This is a genomic window from Heliomicrobium gestii, assembly GCF_009877435.1.
GTDB lineage: Bacteria > Bacillota > Desulfitobacteriia > Heliobacteriales > Heliobacteriaceae > Heliomicrobium > Heliomicrobium gestii.
The window spans coordinates 246,011-259,498 of sequence record NZ_WXEX01000004.1; the positions used below are offsets into that span (position 1 = coordinate 246,011).

The 13,488-nt window shown below is 58.6% G+C and carries 11 protein-coding genes; 3 read left to right on the forward strand and 8 right to left on the reverse strand.

Features of this window, described 5'->3' with window-relative positions:
• Positions 1–259: 259 nt before the first annotated feature.
• The 3 genes from GTO89_RS06460 to GTO89_RS06470 form a co-directional block, all read right to left on the reverse strand.
• Positions 260–2,311 (reverse strand): methyl-accepting chemotaxis protein, encoded by a 2,052-nt coding sequence (locus GTO89_RS06460; RefSeq protein ID WP_161261234.1) that lies wholly within the window; start codon positions 2,309–2,311, stop codon positions 260–262.
• 141 nt (positions 2,312–2,452) lie between these two features.
• Positions 2,453–4,384 carry an MASE3 domain-containing protein gene (locus tag GTO89_RS06465; protein WP_161261235.1) on the reverse strand — a complete coding sequence of 644 codons (1,932 nt, stop codon included), beginning with the start codon at positions 4,382–4,384 and terminating at the stop codon, positions 2,453–2,455.
• 160 nt (positions 4,385–4,544) lie between these two features.
• Complete coding sequence (locus tag GTO89_RS06470; protein WP_161261236.1) at positions 4,545–5,693, reverse strand: zinc-dependent alcohol dehydrogenase; 1,149 nt, start codon at positions 5,691–5,693, stop codon at positions 4,545–4,547.
• Positions 5,694–5,952: 259 nt separating this feature from the next.
• Here GTO89_RS06470 and GTO89_RS06475 point away from each other — a divergent pair, with 259 nt between their 5' ends.
• Positions 5,953–7,425 (forward strand): 4Fe-4S dicluster domain-containing protein, encoded by a 1,473-nt coding sequence (locus GTO89_RS06475; RefSeq protein WP_161261237.1) that lies wholly within the window; start codon positions 5,953–5,955, stop codon positions 7,423–7,425.
• Positions 7,426–7,479: 54 nt separating this feature from the next.
• On the opposite strand, the gene GTO89_RS06480 is transcribed toward GTO89_RS06475, so the two are convergent.
• Both GTO89_RS06480 and GTO89_RS06485 read right to left on the reverse strand, forming a co-directional pair.
• A complete protein-coding gene (locus GTO89_RS06480; protein WP_161261238.1) occupies positions 7,480–8,313 on the reverse strand; it encodes an alpha/beta hydrolase in 834 nt (277 codons plus the stop codon).
• Between the two features lie 76 nt (positions 8,314–8,389).
• Positions 8,390–9,358 carry a PIG-L deacetylase family protein gene (locus GTO89_RS06485; protein WP_161261239.1) on the reverse strand — a complete coding sequence of 323 codons (969 nt, stop codon included), beginning with the start codon at positions 9,356–9,358 and terminating at the stop codon, positions 8,390–8,392.
• A 348-nt stretch (positions 9,359–9,706) separates the two neighbouring features.
• On the opposite strand from GTO89_RS06485, the gene GTO89_RS06490 reads away from it, so the two are divergent.
• Positions 9,707–10,876 carry a hypothetical protein gene (locus GTO89_RS06490; RefSeq protein WP_161261240.1) on the forward strand — a complete coding sequence of 390 codons (1,170 nt, stop codon included), beginning with the start codon at positions 9,707–9,709 and terminating at the stop codon, positions 10,874–10,876.
• A 123-nt stretch (positions 10,877–10,999) separates the two neighbouring features.
• Here the strand turns inward: GTO89_RS06490 and GTO89_RS17645 are convergent, their stop codons facing one another.
• Both GTO89_RS17645 and GTO89_RS17650 read right to left on the reverse strand, forming a co-directional pair.
• Positions 11,000–11,134, reverse strand: coding sequence for a hypothetical protein (locus GTO89_RS17645; RefSeq protein WP_268894633.1), 135 nt, complete (start codon positions 11,132–11,134; stop codon positions 11,000–11,002).
• 73 nt (positions 11,135–11,207) lie between these two features.
• A complete protein-coding gene (locus GTO89_RS17650) occupies positions 11,208–11,330 on the reverse strand; it encodes a hypothetical protein (RefSeq protein WP_268894634.1) in 123 nt (40 codons plus the stop codon).
• A gap of 179 nt (positions 11,331–11,509) precedes the next feature.
• On the opposite strand from GTO89_RS17650, the gene GTO89_RS06495 reads away from it, so the two are divergent.
• Entirely contained in the window at positions 11,510–12,292 is a 783-nt protein-coding gene (locus tag GTO89_RS06495) for a YhfC family intramembrane metalloprotease (RefSeq protein ID WP_161261241.1), read from the forward strand.
• Here GTO89_RS06495 and GTO89_RS06500 read toward each other — a convergent pair.
• The gene (locus GTO89_RS06500; RefSeq protein ID WP_161261242.1) at positions 12,276–13,460 is read right to left on the reverse strand and encodes a M24 family metallopeptidase; all 1,185 of its coding nucleotides are present in this window, start codon (positions 13,458–13,460) and stop codon (positions 12,276–12,278) included. The genes GTO89_RS06495 and GTO89_RS06500 overlap by 17 nt on opposite strands.
• Between the last annotated feature and the right edge of the window lie 28 nt (positions 13,461–13,488).

A 13,488-nucleotide genomic window follows, 5' to 3' on the forward strand; every position in this document is an offset into this window, starting at 1 on the left:
CAACTTATGAAACCTTAACTCAGGGGGTTTATATCACTCATGGTGATTCCCACCTCTGTTTGTGTTTTTTCCATAATATTTTACTTAAGTTACGATATTCCTCCAGATTTTCTGCACCATGTTACAAATAATCGAAGAGTTCCCCAACATCTCTTTGAAAATCTGGACATAATCAAGAACCCTCCAACGGAAAATCAACTTTCCGTTGAAGGGTTCACATCATATCTCCTGACAGAACGAAGGGAGGACTATCCCCACCCTACACCCTAAACTTCCCCACAACCTCCAACAACTCCGTCGACATGCTCGCCATCTTCTGCGATGTGCCGCTGATGTCCTGCATGGTCGCCGATTGCTCTTCCGTGGCCGCCGAGATGTTCTCGGTGGATTTTTTCGAGTCATCGGTCACGGCGGCCACATGGGTGATGACGTTCATGACAACCTGCGACTTGTTCACCAGTTCCTCTGTGGCCTGATTCAGCTTATCGACCTCACTCAGGAACCGGCCGACTGACTGGGCGATCTGCTGGAAGCCATGGCCGGCGAGGTTGGCGACGTGAACGCCCTCATCGATCTGGCCGGCGCCGGCGTGGATGTTTTCCGTGATATGCTGGATCAGGTTTTGGATGCCGCCGATCCGTTCGGCGATCTGCCGGGCCGCAGAGCCCGATTCACCGGCCAGTTTGTTGACCTCTTCGGCGACGACGCCAAAGCCCCGTCCCATTTCACCGGCGCGGGCGGCCTCGATGGCGGCGTTCAATGCGAGCATGTTCGTCTGGGCGGCGATGGCGGTGATCATGTCGACGATGGAGCCGATTTCCTGGGAGCGTTGTTCGAGCGTCTTGATCTGGTCCACCGTCTCCGCATTGGTGTCGGCGATCACCTGCATCTTGGCGACGGCATCGTGAATCTTGGCGTTGCCGTCGTCTGTCAGGCTGACCGTTTTGCTCACGATCTGAACGAGGTTCTTCCGTTCCCTGTCCACCACCTGGCTGATCTCGATCATCTGTCCCGCCAGATCCCGGGCCTGCATGGCCTCCTCTGCCTGGGTGGCGGCGCCGGCGGCCAACGCCTGGGTGCTGAGGGAGACCTCTTCCGTGACGTCGCTGATCTCCTGGAAGGATCTATTGAGATGGCTCGAAAGTTCCTGCACCTTCACTGATTTTTCTTGGATATGGGCGATCAGGTTGCGCATGTCGTTGACGTTGACGGCGATGGCGCTTTTCAATTCTCCGATCTCATCGCCCCTGTGTTCGCTGTCATCGCGCAACACGTTCAGGTTACCCGACGCCAGCTCTTTGGCCAGTGCGGCCAGGTCGACGATGGGACGATAGATCAGGCGAGTCAGTATGTAAATCACGGCGATGTTGATCAGCAACACCACACCGATCTGCAGGGCCATCTTTTTCTGCATCTCCTGGTAGGCGGCGGTCATGTCGCGCAGGACGACGACGGCGCCCACTTTTTTGTGGCCTGCGTCGAAGATGGGAAAAATGGCTTTGGTGTATATGGCGCCGTTGTCTTTTACATCCTTGACGACCTGGCCGTTGTCCGGCAGATCCTCCACATTAGCGGCGTAGGCGAAAGCCGCCGACGCGTCAAAGGTTTGGTCGACCAAGACCACATCGGACTGATCGTCCCAGTTGTTGGCCAAACCCCGGTTTTTCCGCAGTTTGGCCCATTCAGCAGAATCCAGATAATTTTTCTTGATCAGCATCCCATACTCATAGCCCGATTGCTGCTTGAGGCTGCCCAGGAAGTGGTCGACCTCCTCGCCCAGTTCCATATAACCGATCAACTGCCCCTGCTGGTAGTAGGGCGAGACGACGCGCAGGGCAAAGGCGGTCTTGCCGAGCTCCAGCCCGGAAGCGGTTTTCTTCGTCTCGATCGCCTTCAGGTAGGTGATGCGCTTGATCTCGTCGTCAAAGGTTTCTTTTTGGTGGACGCGCAGGAAGGCTTTTCGGTCTGACTCCGGTGTATGGAAATACCAGTGGGTGATGCGGTATCGCTCCCGGAGTTGCTGAAACAGGGGCGACACGGCGGCGTAGAGGGCATCCCGATCCCGCCGTTGATAGATCTCGGCGATCTGCGGATTCTGCATCAGGGCGTCCAACGTCGAAGACAACATGGCCACATCGCCCTGCATCAGGCGGTTGAAATTCTCGTCAGAGATCTTTAGCTGTTCTTGGCTGTAGGCAACGATCTCATCGTTGTAGGACTTGTAAATCAATGCGCCGATGGCGGTTGTGCTCAGCAGGACAGATAGCAGTGTGGCGATGATGATTTTTTTCTTGATGGTCAGTTGACTCATCGACGGCCCCTCTTTCATCCCTTTTTCTCACGCTAAAAGTATATTGTATCAACAAACACCTTACAAAGGCTCTCTATCTCCATTGCCTGCGCTGTCGCCTTGCTGCCAACCCATAGGTGCGATTTGCTCGCCCTAGCGCCTTTACGACGCTCTCTCCATCCTGCTGTTCTCTGCCCCATACCCGCTCTCGCCGCTCCTGTCTCCTTCGTCGGCCGTCCGCTCTCTTTTCTCTGCGCTCGGAAAGGCGACATAGAAGGTGGTGCCTTCGGGGCCGGTTTGATAGTCGATCCGTCCATGATGGCGCTCGGCGATGGTATAACAGGTGGCAAGCCCCAATCCGGTTCCATAGTCTTTCGTTGTAAAAAAGGGGATGCCGATCTGGCTTTGGATCTCTTTCGCTATCCCTGTTCCCTCATCACAGACGGCCAGTATGACCTGATCACCCTCGCTGTAGGTTTGGATCGTCACTGTTCCGCCTTTTTCCATCGCGTCAAAGGCATTGTTGACGAGGTTCAGGAGCAGTTGGCGGATTTCGTGCTCATCCAAGGCCAGAGCAGCGACGTTTCCCAACTCTGTGATCAATTGTTGGTCTCTTTTGAAGGCTTGGGCCATCAATAAGGGATGCAAACTGCTGATGATCTGGTTCATGTCCTGGATCTTGACTTGTTTCGGCTTGTTTTTGGCGAGGGAGAGAAATTCGGTGATGATCTCGTTCGCCCGGTCCAATTCGCTGATCATCAAGTCGAAATACTCGCCATATCCCTCCATGCCTTTTTTAGCGCCAAATAGCTGGAGAAACCCCCGCACCGTCGTCAACGGGTTTCGGATCTCGTGGCCGATCCCGGCCGCCATCTGCCCGACCAGATCCAATCGATCAAGGCGCGACAACTCCCGCTCGAATTTGTTCTTCTCCGTCACGTCGATGGTGGCGTAGATCAGGCAGGGAACGCCATCCAACTCGGTCACCTCGGTGGTGATCAGGCCTTCCCGGATCTCACCCGCCTTGGTGGTGAATACGCCCATGATGTTCTGCACAGGTCGATTGGCGATGGCCCGGTGTATCTCCTGATCGAGGCAAATAAAATCCCGTTGACTTTTGCCGATGACTTCTTCTCGGGAATAGCCGGTCAGTTTCTCCCAGGCGCCATTCACATCAATGTAACGATACCCGTCGATGGAGACAATGGAGATGCTCGCCGGGCTGGAATGGAAAATTTTTAAAAAGCGTTCCGACGCCATGGACAGTTCCCGGTGCGGCTCTGTGATCATATTGACAAAGAGCCCCATAAATAAAAGGGCGTAGTAGAAGACTTTCAGGATGTGGATGAGCAAGCCGTCAAAGGAAAGCATGGACATAAAACCGGCTGACAGCAGCCCTACCGGTAGCGCCAGCAGCAAGGCCAACAGGACATACCGTTTGTATCCGCTGCGCTTCACCGGTTTCTGCTCCAACTGAAGGATCAAGCAGAAAAGAAATAGACCCGTAATCATGAGCTCGATCAGCATTTTTGCCGGTGTGCTTCCTTGTCCCTCAAGAAAAGTGATCGGGAAGAGGCCGGGATAGGCCAAGAGGGCCAATGATATCGACAATGTCCCCAACAAGGTGATGGAGAGCCACACCCAGCGGTTTAAACGGATCGATATCCCTTCCGATGCGCTGAGAATGACCATCGCTTCAACAATCCGTTCCATGATCCAGTAGCGGACCGTGAGATCGTGTCTGTCGATAGGGCTTGAGAATAGCCCGAGAAACGCAAAGATATGAAAAAAAGTAAAGAGACCGATGGACAGGAATCCAAAGCCGAAAAGATGGCTTCCCGGCGTCCCTTTCTCAAAGAGAATCCAGGTGATCAGAAAACCTGATAGCGAAAACAGCACGCAGAGGAGTTCGACGAAGGCATGCACGGCAGCATGGTGGCTCTTCCAGACCGGGAATAAGGCCACCGTTGACAGAAACGCCAACACGAACACCGCCATATAGGCAAAATCAATCCTTGACTTCATCATCGTCATCGTCTTCGATAGCGCCCTCGTTCGGATTGGTTCCCCGAGAAGTTCGACCCATTGTCTCACGTATGGCCTCTCCTCTATATCTTGAATTTTCATACAGCAACATCATTATCAATCATTTAGCAGGAAAATTATGTCGAATTGTGGGGCGGGTGCAAAAAAAGATGCCCGATTCCAGTGGTCTCTGGAAATCGGGCATCCGGTTGTTCCGATTCTAGCGCGATTAATGCACCCCAGACGGTTTCAGAACCACCTTGATGCAATCATCCTTTTTGGCGTCAAAGACGGTGTAGCCATACTCCGCCTCTGTCAGGGGCAGCCGGTGGGTGATGATGTCTGTCGGATCGAATTCCCCCCGCTCGATCCGCCGGTAGAGCCCCCACATGTAGTGGATGGCCGGCGCCTGCCCCATTTTCAAGGTGACGTTGCGGGCGAAGAGATCGCCCAAGGGGAAGGCGTTGTAGCGCATGCCGTAGACGCCGGTCAGTTGGATCGTGCCGGCCTTGCGCACCGCCTGCGTCGCCAAGTTGACAGCGCCCAGGGCGCCGCCCTGGAGTTTCAAGGCCGTCTCCACCATCTCCCATGCCGACATCTTGCCGTCCATGCCCACACAGTCGATCACCACGTCGGCGCCGCCGTTGGTCATCTCCTTCAGGTGTTCGCCGGGATGCTCCGCCTTGGTGAAATCAAAGGTTTCCACATGGTTCGTCTTTTTGGCGTGGTCGAGACGATAACCGATGTAGTCGACGGCGATGACCCGTTTGGCCCCTTGGAGCCAGCAAAATTTCTGGGCCAGGAGCCCCACAGGACCGCAGCCGAGGACGACAACGGTGTCGTCTTTTTTCACGCCGGCGTTTTCGACGCTCCACCACGCCGTTGGCAAGATGTCCGAGAGAAAGAGGATCTTCTCGTCTTCCATCTCACAGCCGGGCGGAACGACGAAAGGCGTGAAATTCCCGTAGGGAACCCGGAGCATCTCGGCCTGCCCGCCGGCATAGCCGCCGAAGGTCTCTGAGTAGCCCAGAAAACCGCCGGCCTCGCCGTGGGGATTCGAGTTGTCGCAGAGGCTCTCCAACTGGTGTTCGCAGTACCAGCAATGGCCGCAGGCCATGGTGAAGGGGATGATGACGCGATCGCCCTTCTTCACCTTACGCACATCAGGACCGACCTCTTCCACGATCCCCATCGGCTCATGGCCGATGATGTAGTCTTCCGGCATGTTTGGCACCATCCCATGGATCAGGTGCAGATCGGAGCCGCAGATGGCCGTCGAGGTGATGCGAACGAGGATGTCTTCGGGATGCTCGATCTCCGGATCCTTGACTTCCTTGACTTTCACGTCTTTGATGCCTTGGTAGGTGACGGCAAGCATGTGTCGATCCCTGCCTTTGCGTGCGGCGACGATCTCGCCAAATTCATGACCGTCATGGACATTCCTGGCTTTTACAGACGAGGCGCCTGGGCTGTCTGAAAACGAGACCTCAGTAAAACCCTTCCCCGTTGGACAAAAAAACATCCGCGAAACGGCGACAAAAAAGCAAGGTTTTCTACCCTTTTTGTCAAATACGTATAGGGTTCGGGTGACATCGAATTCACATAAGCAGCACGAAGGGACCAAAGGAGGATTTGCCATGCCGAACGAGTCGGTAAACGGAAGAAAATACGAAACAACCATTCAGATGATCCGCCACGAGGTCTTCCAGCAAGTCGCCAAGATGGCCATGGAAGGAACCCTGGAGGCCCATCGCGAGTTTATCCCGACCATGGTGTTTCAGGGCAATAAGGCGCGCTTTCGCTGCTGCGTCTATAAGGAACGCGCCGTATCGGCCGAACGGGTTCGCCTGGCCTGCGGGGAAGAGCCCCAGACCGGTGTGCCCTTTAGCGCCGACGGCCCTGATCCGCTCGTGCGCGTCATTGAAATCGCCTGTGACGAGTGTCCCGTCGACCGCTTCACCGTCACCGGGGCCTGCCGCGGCTGCATCACCCACCGTTGCGTCGAGGCCTGTCCCGTCGACGCCATCGCTCAGATCAACCGCCTCGCCTACATCAATCAGGAAAAATGCATCGAATGCGGCCGCTGCCACCAGGTCTGCCCCTACGGGGCGATCACCGATATGCAACGCCCCTGCATCAAGGCTTGTGCGGTAAAAGCCATCCGCTACGGCGAGGACAAAATCGCCCGCATCGACCCCGACAAATGCGTCTCCTGCGGCCACTGCGCCATCAGCTGTCCCTTCGGGGCCATCTCGGACATCTCCTACATTCCCCAAGCGGTGGAACTGCTGAAGCCGAAGGACGGGACGGTCCACGCCGTTCTGGCCCCCTCAGTGGCCAGCCAGATTCCCGGCATCACCATCGGCCAGGTCCATCATGCCCTGAAAAAGCTCGGCTTTGCCGCCGTCCACGAAGCCGCCCTCGGCGCCGACATGATCCTTGACCATGAGGCCAAGGAACTGGCGGAGAAATTGCAGGAAGGCTCTTTCCTGACCAACTCCTGCTGCCCCGCCTTCGTCTCCCTCATCGAAAAACACTTCCCCACCCTGACGGGGAACGTGTCCACCTCGGTGTCGCCCATGGTGGCGGTGGGTCGCTATGTGAAGAAGCTGCACCCCGGCGCCAAGACAGTCTTCATCGGCCCCTGCTACGCCAAGAAGGTGGAGAGCAACCTGCCCAAGAGCAGCGATCACATCGACCTGGCCCTCACCTTTGAGGAGATCCTGGCCATGTTCGACGCCGCCGGCATCCAACTGTCCGAGTGCCCCGACGAACCGCTCCAGCAGGCGTCCCCCTTCAGCCGACGCTTCGCCCGCTGCGGCGGCGTCTCCGAAGCCATCGCCCAGGCGTTGAAAGAGGCCGGCGTGCCGGTGGAACTGAAGCCGATCCAGGTGGACGGCCTCGAGGCCTGCATCAAGGCGCTCCGCCAGGCCAAGGTCGGCCGACCGCCAGGCAATTTCATCGAGGGAATGGCCTGCACCGGCGGTTGTGTCGGCGGCCCGGCCTCCTTAAACCACAACCGCAAGGCTCGCCAGATCATCGATTCCTACAGCGAAGAGACCAAAGCCAAGACCATCGCCGAAGCCCTGTCCACCATCGACTGCGGATAAAAACAGAGCGGCGCCAAGCTCAAATGATGAGCCTGGCGCCGCTGTTGTTTTGGGTTATAATACGACGGCGCAACGCGGCGCTTCGCAGTCGCCATGCTCCCGTCGACTTTCCCCTTGCAGCCACGACAGGGTTTGCGAGAAAACGAGCTGTTCCCATTCATGGGAGGAGAAGGTGTGATCGGCGCCGGTGACCAGGATGGTGTTGGTCAGATGACCAAGGCCGGCCACTTTTCGGCTGACATGATACTTGCAGGTGTTCTCCCAGGTGATCTCCTGGTCGCCCGTTCCGTGGATGACCAACAGCGGCACCGGCACATGGCGGATCGCTTCCACCGGATCGGGTTTGCGCAACGACTCCAGGTAGGTCCGTCCGATGGCGTAGCCGCCGAAATCGGCCCAGCCGTTGCGCAGCGCCCGTTCCGTCAACTCCCGCCCGAGAAGGCCGGTGATGTCGTTCCAGGGACGGGCCACCGGCGCCCAGAGGACGACCTGTTCCAAAAAGGGCAGCGATGGCGCCGCCAGCGCGGCCACACATCCGCCCTGACTGAGTCCCAGCAAGGTGATCCGCTTCGGGTCGATCCCCGGCAGGGCCGCCACGGTTTCAACGGCGCGGCGCGCTTCCCGCACCTGCCGCTCCAGCGTGGTCTCCCCATGCTCGCCGTCGCTGTCGCCGCAGCCGCTGAAGTCAAAGCGAAGCACGGCGTAGCCGGCCTGGGCGAAGGTCCGGGCCGCCTTGACAAAGATGCGGTGCAGGCCCACCTTGGTCCCGCAGAAGCCATGGCAGAGGACGATCGCCGGCGCGCTGCCCGATCCGGCCCGCTTCTCCGGTCGATGAAGAACTCCCCGCAGCACCACATTTTCGACAGGGAATTCGATGTACTGTTCCATCCCAATCGCCTCCTTCTCTCTCTCGCTCTCTCACGCTCTATCGCGTAAATGAAACCTTTATCCGGCCGCTCGTTTTTTATTGTGTCGCCGTCCAGGCCAAGGGCTGGCGCGATCTCGGTGAACCATGGGCAGCCACACAGCCTGCCGAAGGGGAATGGATGGTTGCGCAAGGCCACGTTGCGAAGTCCGCCTCCGGATAGGTCCTCACCGAATCGTCCGCCGAATGTTTCGTCGTTGCAGAGGCGCCCACAGGCCAATCCGCTCCTGTGGACTGCGCCTGCGGCGTCTCAAAAAGGTCATCGACGATCGCGCCTGTCGGGGCGAAGGGATCGAAGAAAAACTCCCAGTCGCGATGGCGCATCCGTTCGCCGCTGCGGATGGTGGGGTCGGTGAGCCGCTCCAACTCCCGGATGCAACGGCTCTGCGTCCGGTGACAGCGGATGGCCGCCCGCTTTTGCCTCAGGTAGGGCCCGACGGGGATGGCCGCCGACACCTCACTGTCGGCCCGGGGAACGCAGTGGCTGACCCCGAAGGCGTTGATATAGGAACAGGGCATCCCCGTATAGAAAAACCGTCCGGGCCGCCAGGGGGCGCCTTCCTCGGGGTAGGCCCAGTGCGCCGGGGCGAGACAAGCGGCAGCGGTGGCGAATCGGGAGATCGCCACATGGTCGGGATGGCACGTCAGGCCATCGGGACCGAATGTGATCAGCACCTGTGGTCGATGCCGGCGGATGAGACCGACAAGACGGGCGACGATCTCTTTTTCATCGACCCCGTTCAGCTCCTTGTCCCGATACGGAAGGAACTCGACGCGGCCGATCTGCAGCACCTCGGCGGCCCGGCGCAGTTCGGCCTCGCGAACGCTGCCCAACTCGTCGGGACGGCAGATGGGCGGTTCGCCGCACTTGCCCGCTTCTCCCCGGGTGGCGCAGATCAGCGTTGTCTCCACCCCCTGAGCGGCGTACTTGGCCAGCGTGCCGCCGATGCAAAAAGACTCGTCATCGGGATGCGCCAGGATCGCCATTAGACGGCCTGTCTCGATCATCGTTCCATCCCCCCGCAAGAAAAGTTGAACCGCGCCGCTGAAAAGGGCGCCGTTACGGTGTAAAAAAAGAGGCCGATACAGGGGCAATCCACGCCCCCTGCATCGGCCTCCGGTGTATCCGGTCAACCAATTCCAAGTATATCGCTTTGTTATATATATTTTATGGTGACAGCCTGGGAATGTCAATAGATCGGCAGGGATTCCCTCCGCTTTTTCCGGAGGATTCTCTCCGTCTCCGGCGAATATCGATCCATGACGCCCTGCTGTTTCCGCTTTTTCGGCGGAGGCGGGGGCGCCGTTTATCCAGCGAGACGGCCACATCACGTCGGAACAGAAGGGGATGCAACCGTGAGAAAACTGCTGACCTTTTCCCTTGTCGCCGCGCTGCTTTTCGCCGGTTGGCGCTTGCTCTCCCCCTTTGCGCCGCCTCTGCCCGGATATCGGGGGCTCTCGGCAACGGCGGAACTGCCATCATGGCAGGAAGCGCGTTTAACGATGCAGCGCTGGGCCGATGATGTAAAAAACCGCCTAATGGGCATCGATTACGACCAAACACGGACGAACGTCGTCGACGGCCTCAAAAACGGCGTCGACCGGGTCAAAGAGGCCATCGACGATCCTGAGCAGGTAAAACAGCAACTCACCCAACGCCTCAACAAAATCGTCGACAATGTGGAAGCCGTCAACGATCAACTGCTCATTCAGGGCCGCGATCCCCGGGAGCTGCTGGCCAAGCACTTCGGCGGCCGCCACCTGCCTCGCCCTTCTGATGCGGAGACGAGCAGCCGGACTCAGAAAACGCCAGCAGGCATCCAGGTCCTGGCCGGCGACAACGGTGTTCCCGACAGCATCGTCCGGCAGGCCGCTGAAACGGTGCAGACCCTATCGCTGCCGATCGTGCAGGCCAAGTTGGGACAAGCCCCCTCAAACCAGGCGGTCGTCGTCCTCTACTCGACAAAAAACGCCTACCGGAAGGCCCTTACCGGCGCCGGAGTGGATGCGGACCTCATCACCCCCATCGTCGAGAACACGAACGGCATCTGCATCGGCACAGACGTCTGGCTCCCACTCTACTCCCTGCAGGACAAATCGAGCCTGGCGAATGTGCTCACCCATGAACTCACCCATGTCGTCTTCAACGAACAGGGCCTGGGAACCAAGCTGCCGACCTGGGTCAACGAAGGGGTGGCCTGGGATGCCGGCATGACGGCGATGAAGAAGGTAAACCCGGCCATGGCGCGCCGCATGGCCAGCTCCTTGAACAGCCAGCTCGGCCGGGCCGCCAAGGAAGGCCGCATCCTCCCCCTCGCCGCCTCGGAAGAAGACATCCTGCGAGCCGACTACAACGTGGAGTGGCAGGACTACCAAGCCGTCGATGACCTGATCAAGAAGTATGGCGAAGACCGCCTGCGCGCCTTTTTGACGGGGGCGCGGCGAAGCGGTGTCGCCGCCAGCTTCCAGGCCCAGTACGGCATGTCCATCACCCGTTTTGAACGAGAGTTTGCGGCAGCTCTCTAACCAGGCGCGATCGCCCCTCCGCAACACAACCGATCAAAGGATGAAGACAAGGGGAATCGTGAAGAAAAAAGCGTGAGCTCTGCGCCCACGCTTTTTCCTCTTTTCTATTTCCCTAGTCGCTGCTTATCCGCCGTACCCGAAACCGAAGCCGGTTCCCAGGATGGCGATGATGATGATCAGGATGGCGAGCGCGACGATGCAGTTGCCGATATACCCGCCGCTGGCGCATGCGGGACCTACAGGACCGCAATTACTCATCTGGACACCCTCCCCTCGCTCTTTTTTGACGCCGCTCCCTACCGAGCGGTGACCGAATGATTACCCGCTCCGGTTACTGACCGCCGGTGTATCCGAATCCAACGATGCTGGGGTAAAAGGCGCCGATCACGATGAGGGTGATGACAAGACCGGCGACAACGCCGAAACCGGTGCCACCATAAACATGACAACCCATGCCTGCAGCCTCCTTTCCAGTAGCAAATCCGAGGTGGGAACTGCCTCCACTAACAAGGTATGGAAAACAATGGTCCGGCGGTACACAAGATACCGCCGGACCATTGTGTTTTCGTATACTCCCGCCCCGTTCGGGCGACACCATAAGCAGGATCTGATGCCACGTTGAGGAGGCTTCCTATGGTCAGCAACCTGTCGTTTCTTTATATGTCGATTTCGGTGCTTTTATCGATCGGGGTCCCTGTGGGCCTGCTCATATACCTGCATCAACGCCAATCGATCTCCTGGAAAGCAGTCACCGTCGGCGCCCTCGTCTGGTTCTTTTTTACCCAGGGCCTCGAAAAAATGGTCCATATCTATGTCTTCAACGTCAACCCGTTTACGGCGGAATGGCTGAAACATCCGCTCTGGTTCGCCCTCTATGGCGCCCTGGCGGCTGGGATTTTCGAGGAGGCCGGCCGCTACATCGGCTTTACGTCGTGGCTGAAAGCATCGCGCGCCCGGAAGGACGGCGTCGCCTACGGGCTGGGCCACGGCGGCGTCGAGTCGCTGCTGGTCGGCGGCATCATGGGCGTCCAGTCCATTCTGATGGCCCGCATGATCAATAGAGGGACCCTGGACACGCTGGGCGACAAGCTGTCGCCGGAGGTGCTGGAACAGGCGAAAAACCTCCTGCTGTCTACACCGCCGATCGCTTTTCTGGCCGGGGGCTTGGAGCGAAACATCGCCCTCGCCATGCAGATCGCCCTGTCCCTGCTGGTGCTCTACGGGGTGCGGCAAGGGAAGCTGGCGATTCTCTTCGCCGCCATCGCCGCCCATGCCATCATCGACTTTCCCGTTGCCCTCTACCAATCGATGCGCTTTGACACCCTGTACCTGTTCCTCTACCTTATCATCCTCTTTGCGATTTCCCTCTTCTTCATCTTCTGGTCAAAGCGGCTCTTTCCTAGGGAAGATAGATGATCCCTTCATCAAATCGGGTGATCGTCTCGAGCCCGCCGGCGCGAACAACCAAGGTGTCTTCGATGCCGACGGCGCCTTCCGGAAAAACGAACTTCGGTTCCAGGGCAAAGACCATTCCTTCTTCCAGGGGCATGGCGACGCCTTTGGCGAGAACAGGAAGTTCATCCAATTCGATGCCGACGCCGTGGCCGACAAAGGCCACTTTTTCTTTGTGGCCCATGAAGTGATCGGCCAAACCGTAGTCTTTCGCCTTCTGAAGGGCAAAGTCAAAGAGTTCCCCGCCTGTCACGCCGGGACGGGCCTTTTCGCGCAGACCGGCCAGGATCTCCAGGGCGACCTGGTGGGCCCGCTCCAGTTGGGCCGGCAACCGGCCCATACAGAAGACGCGGGACTGGTCGACGCCGTAGCCGTCGATGACCCCCACTTGGTCGACCATGACCGGCTCATCCCGTTCAATCACCTTCGCGCCCGACCCCATGGCAAAGGAAGGGTTGAGGCCGACGCCGCCGATGGGTCCCTCGAAGAAGGACGGAACGGACAGGTTGGCCCCGGAGAGGGTATGGCCGTAGCTGATATCCATGTTAAAGCCGCGGGTGCGCGTCAGCCCCTGGTGCCCGTGGCGGCGGAAACAGGCCTCCACCTCGGCGGCCAGTTCCACCTCAGTCATCCCGGCTCGCAGCCACCGGGGCACGTTGCCAAAGACGATCCCGTTCAGGTCCGCCGCTTCGGCCAACCGTTCCAATTCGAAATCTGTCTTGACCGCCCGCGCCGACCGGATCAGGGACGAGGCGTCCTCCAGTCGGCTGGCGGCAAAGAGCTTTTGATAGCGCTGGAAATGGACGACCGGCAACACGTCCAACTCCAGTCCGAGCCGCGCCGGGACACCGAACCCGTAAGCGGTCAGCATGGCCGGCAGTTCTTTGGGGTTGTCCAAGGGAACGATCTGCGCCAGCGCCGATTCCTGCCGCGCCCGTTCCAGGTTCCGTTTCACCATCAGCAGCGCTTTTCCCTCGGCCGGGATGTAAAGATGGGAGCGCTGGATGGTGCCGGAAAAGTAAAAGAGGTCGGCATTTTGCAGGATCAGCGCGCCGTCCAGGCCTTTCTGGCGCAGCATGGATTGAAACCGTTCGATCCGCCGTTCCAGTTCCGCTGCCGGTGTATACCGCATGGGCTCAACTCCTTATCCGCTATTTTTC

Coding starts and splice junctions, on each gene's coding strand:
- GTO89_RS06460 (WP_161261234.1), bottom strand. CDS start 2,311: ATGAGTCAACTGACCATCAAGAAAAAAATCATCATCGCCACACTGCTA.
- GTO89_RS06500 (WP_161261242.1), bottom strand. CDS start 13,460: ATGCGGTATACACCGGCAGCGGAACTGGAACGGCGGATCGAACGGTTT.
- GTO89_RS06495 (WP_161261241.1), top strand. CDS start 11,510: ATGGTCAGCAACCTGTCGTTTCTTTATATGTCGATTTCGGTGCTTTTA.
- GTO89_RS06475 (WP_161261237.1), top strand. CDS start 5,953: ATGCCGAACGAGTCGGTAAACGGAAGAAAATACGAAACAACCATTCAG.
- GTO89_RS17645 (WP_268894633.1), bottom strand. CDS start 11,134: ATGAGTAATTGCGGTCCTGTAGGTCCCGCATGCGCCAGCGGCGGGTAT.
- GTO89_RS06470 (WP_161261236.1), bottom strand. CDS start 5,693: ATGCTTGCCGTCACCTACCAAGGCATCAAAGACGTGAAAGTCAAGGAA.
- GTO89_RS06480 (WP_161261238.1), bottom strand. CDS start 8,313: ATGGAACAGTACATCGAATTCCCTGTCGAAAATGTGGTGCTGCGGGGA.
- GTO89_RS17650 (WP_268894634.1), bottom strand. CDS start 11,330: ATGGGTTGTCATGTTTATGGTGGCACCGGTTTCGGCGTTGTCGCCGGT.
- GTO89_RS06485 (WP_161261239.1), bottom strand. CDS start 9,358: ATGATCGAGACAGGCCGTCTAATGGCGATCCTGGCGCATCCCGATGAC.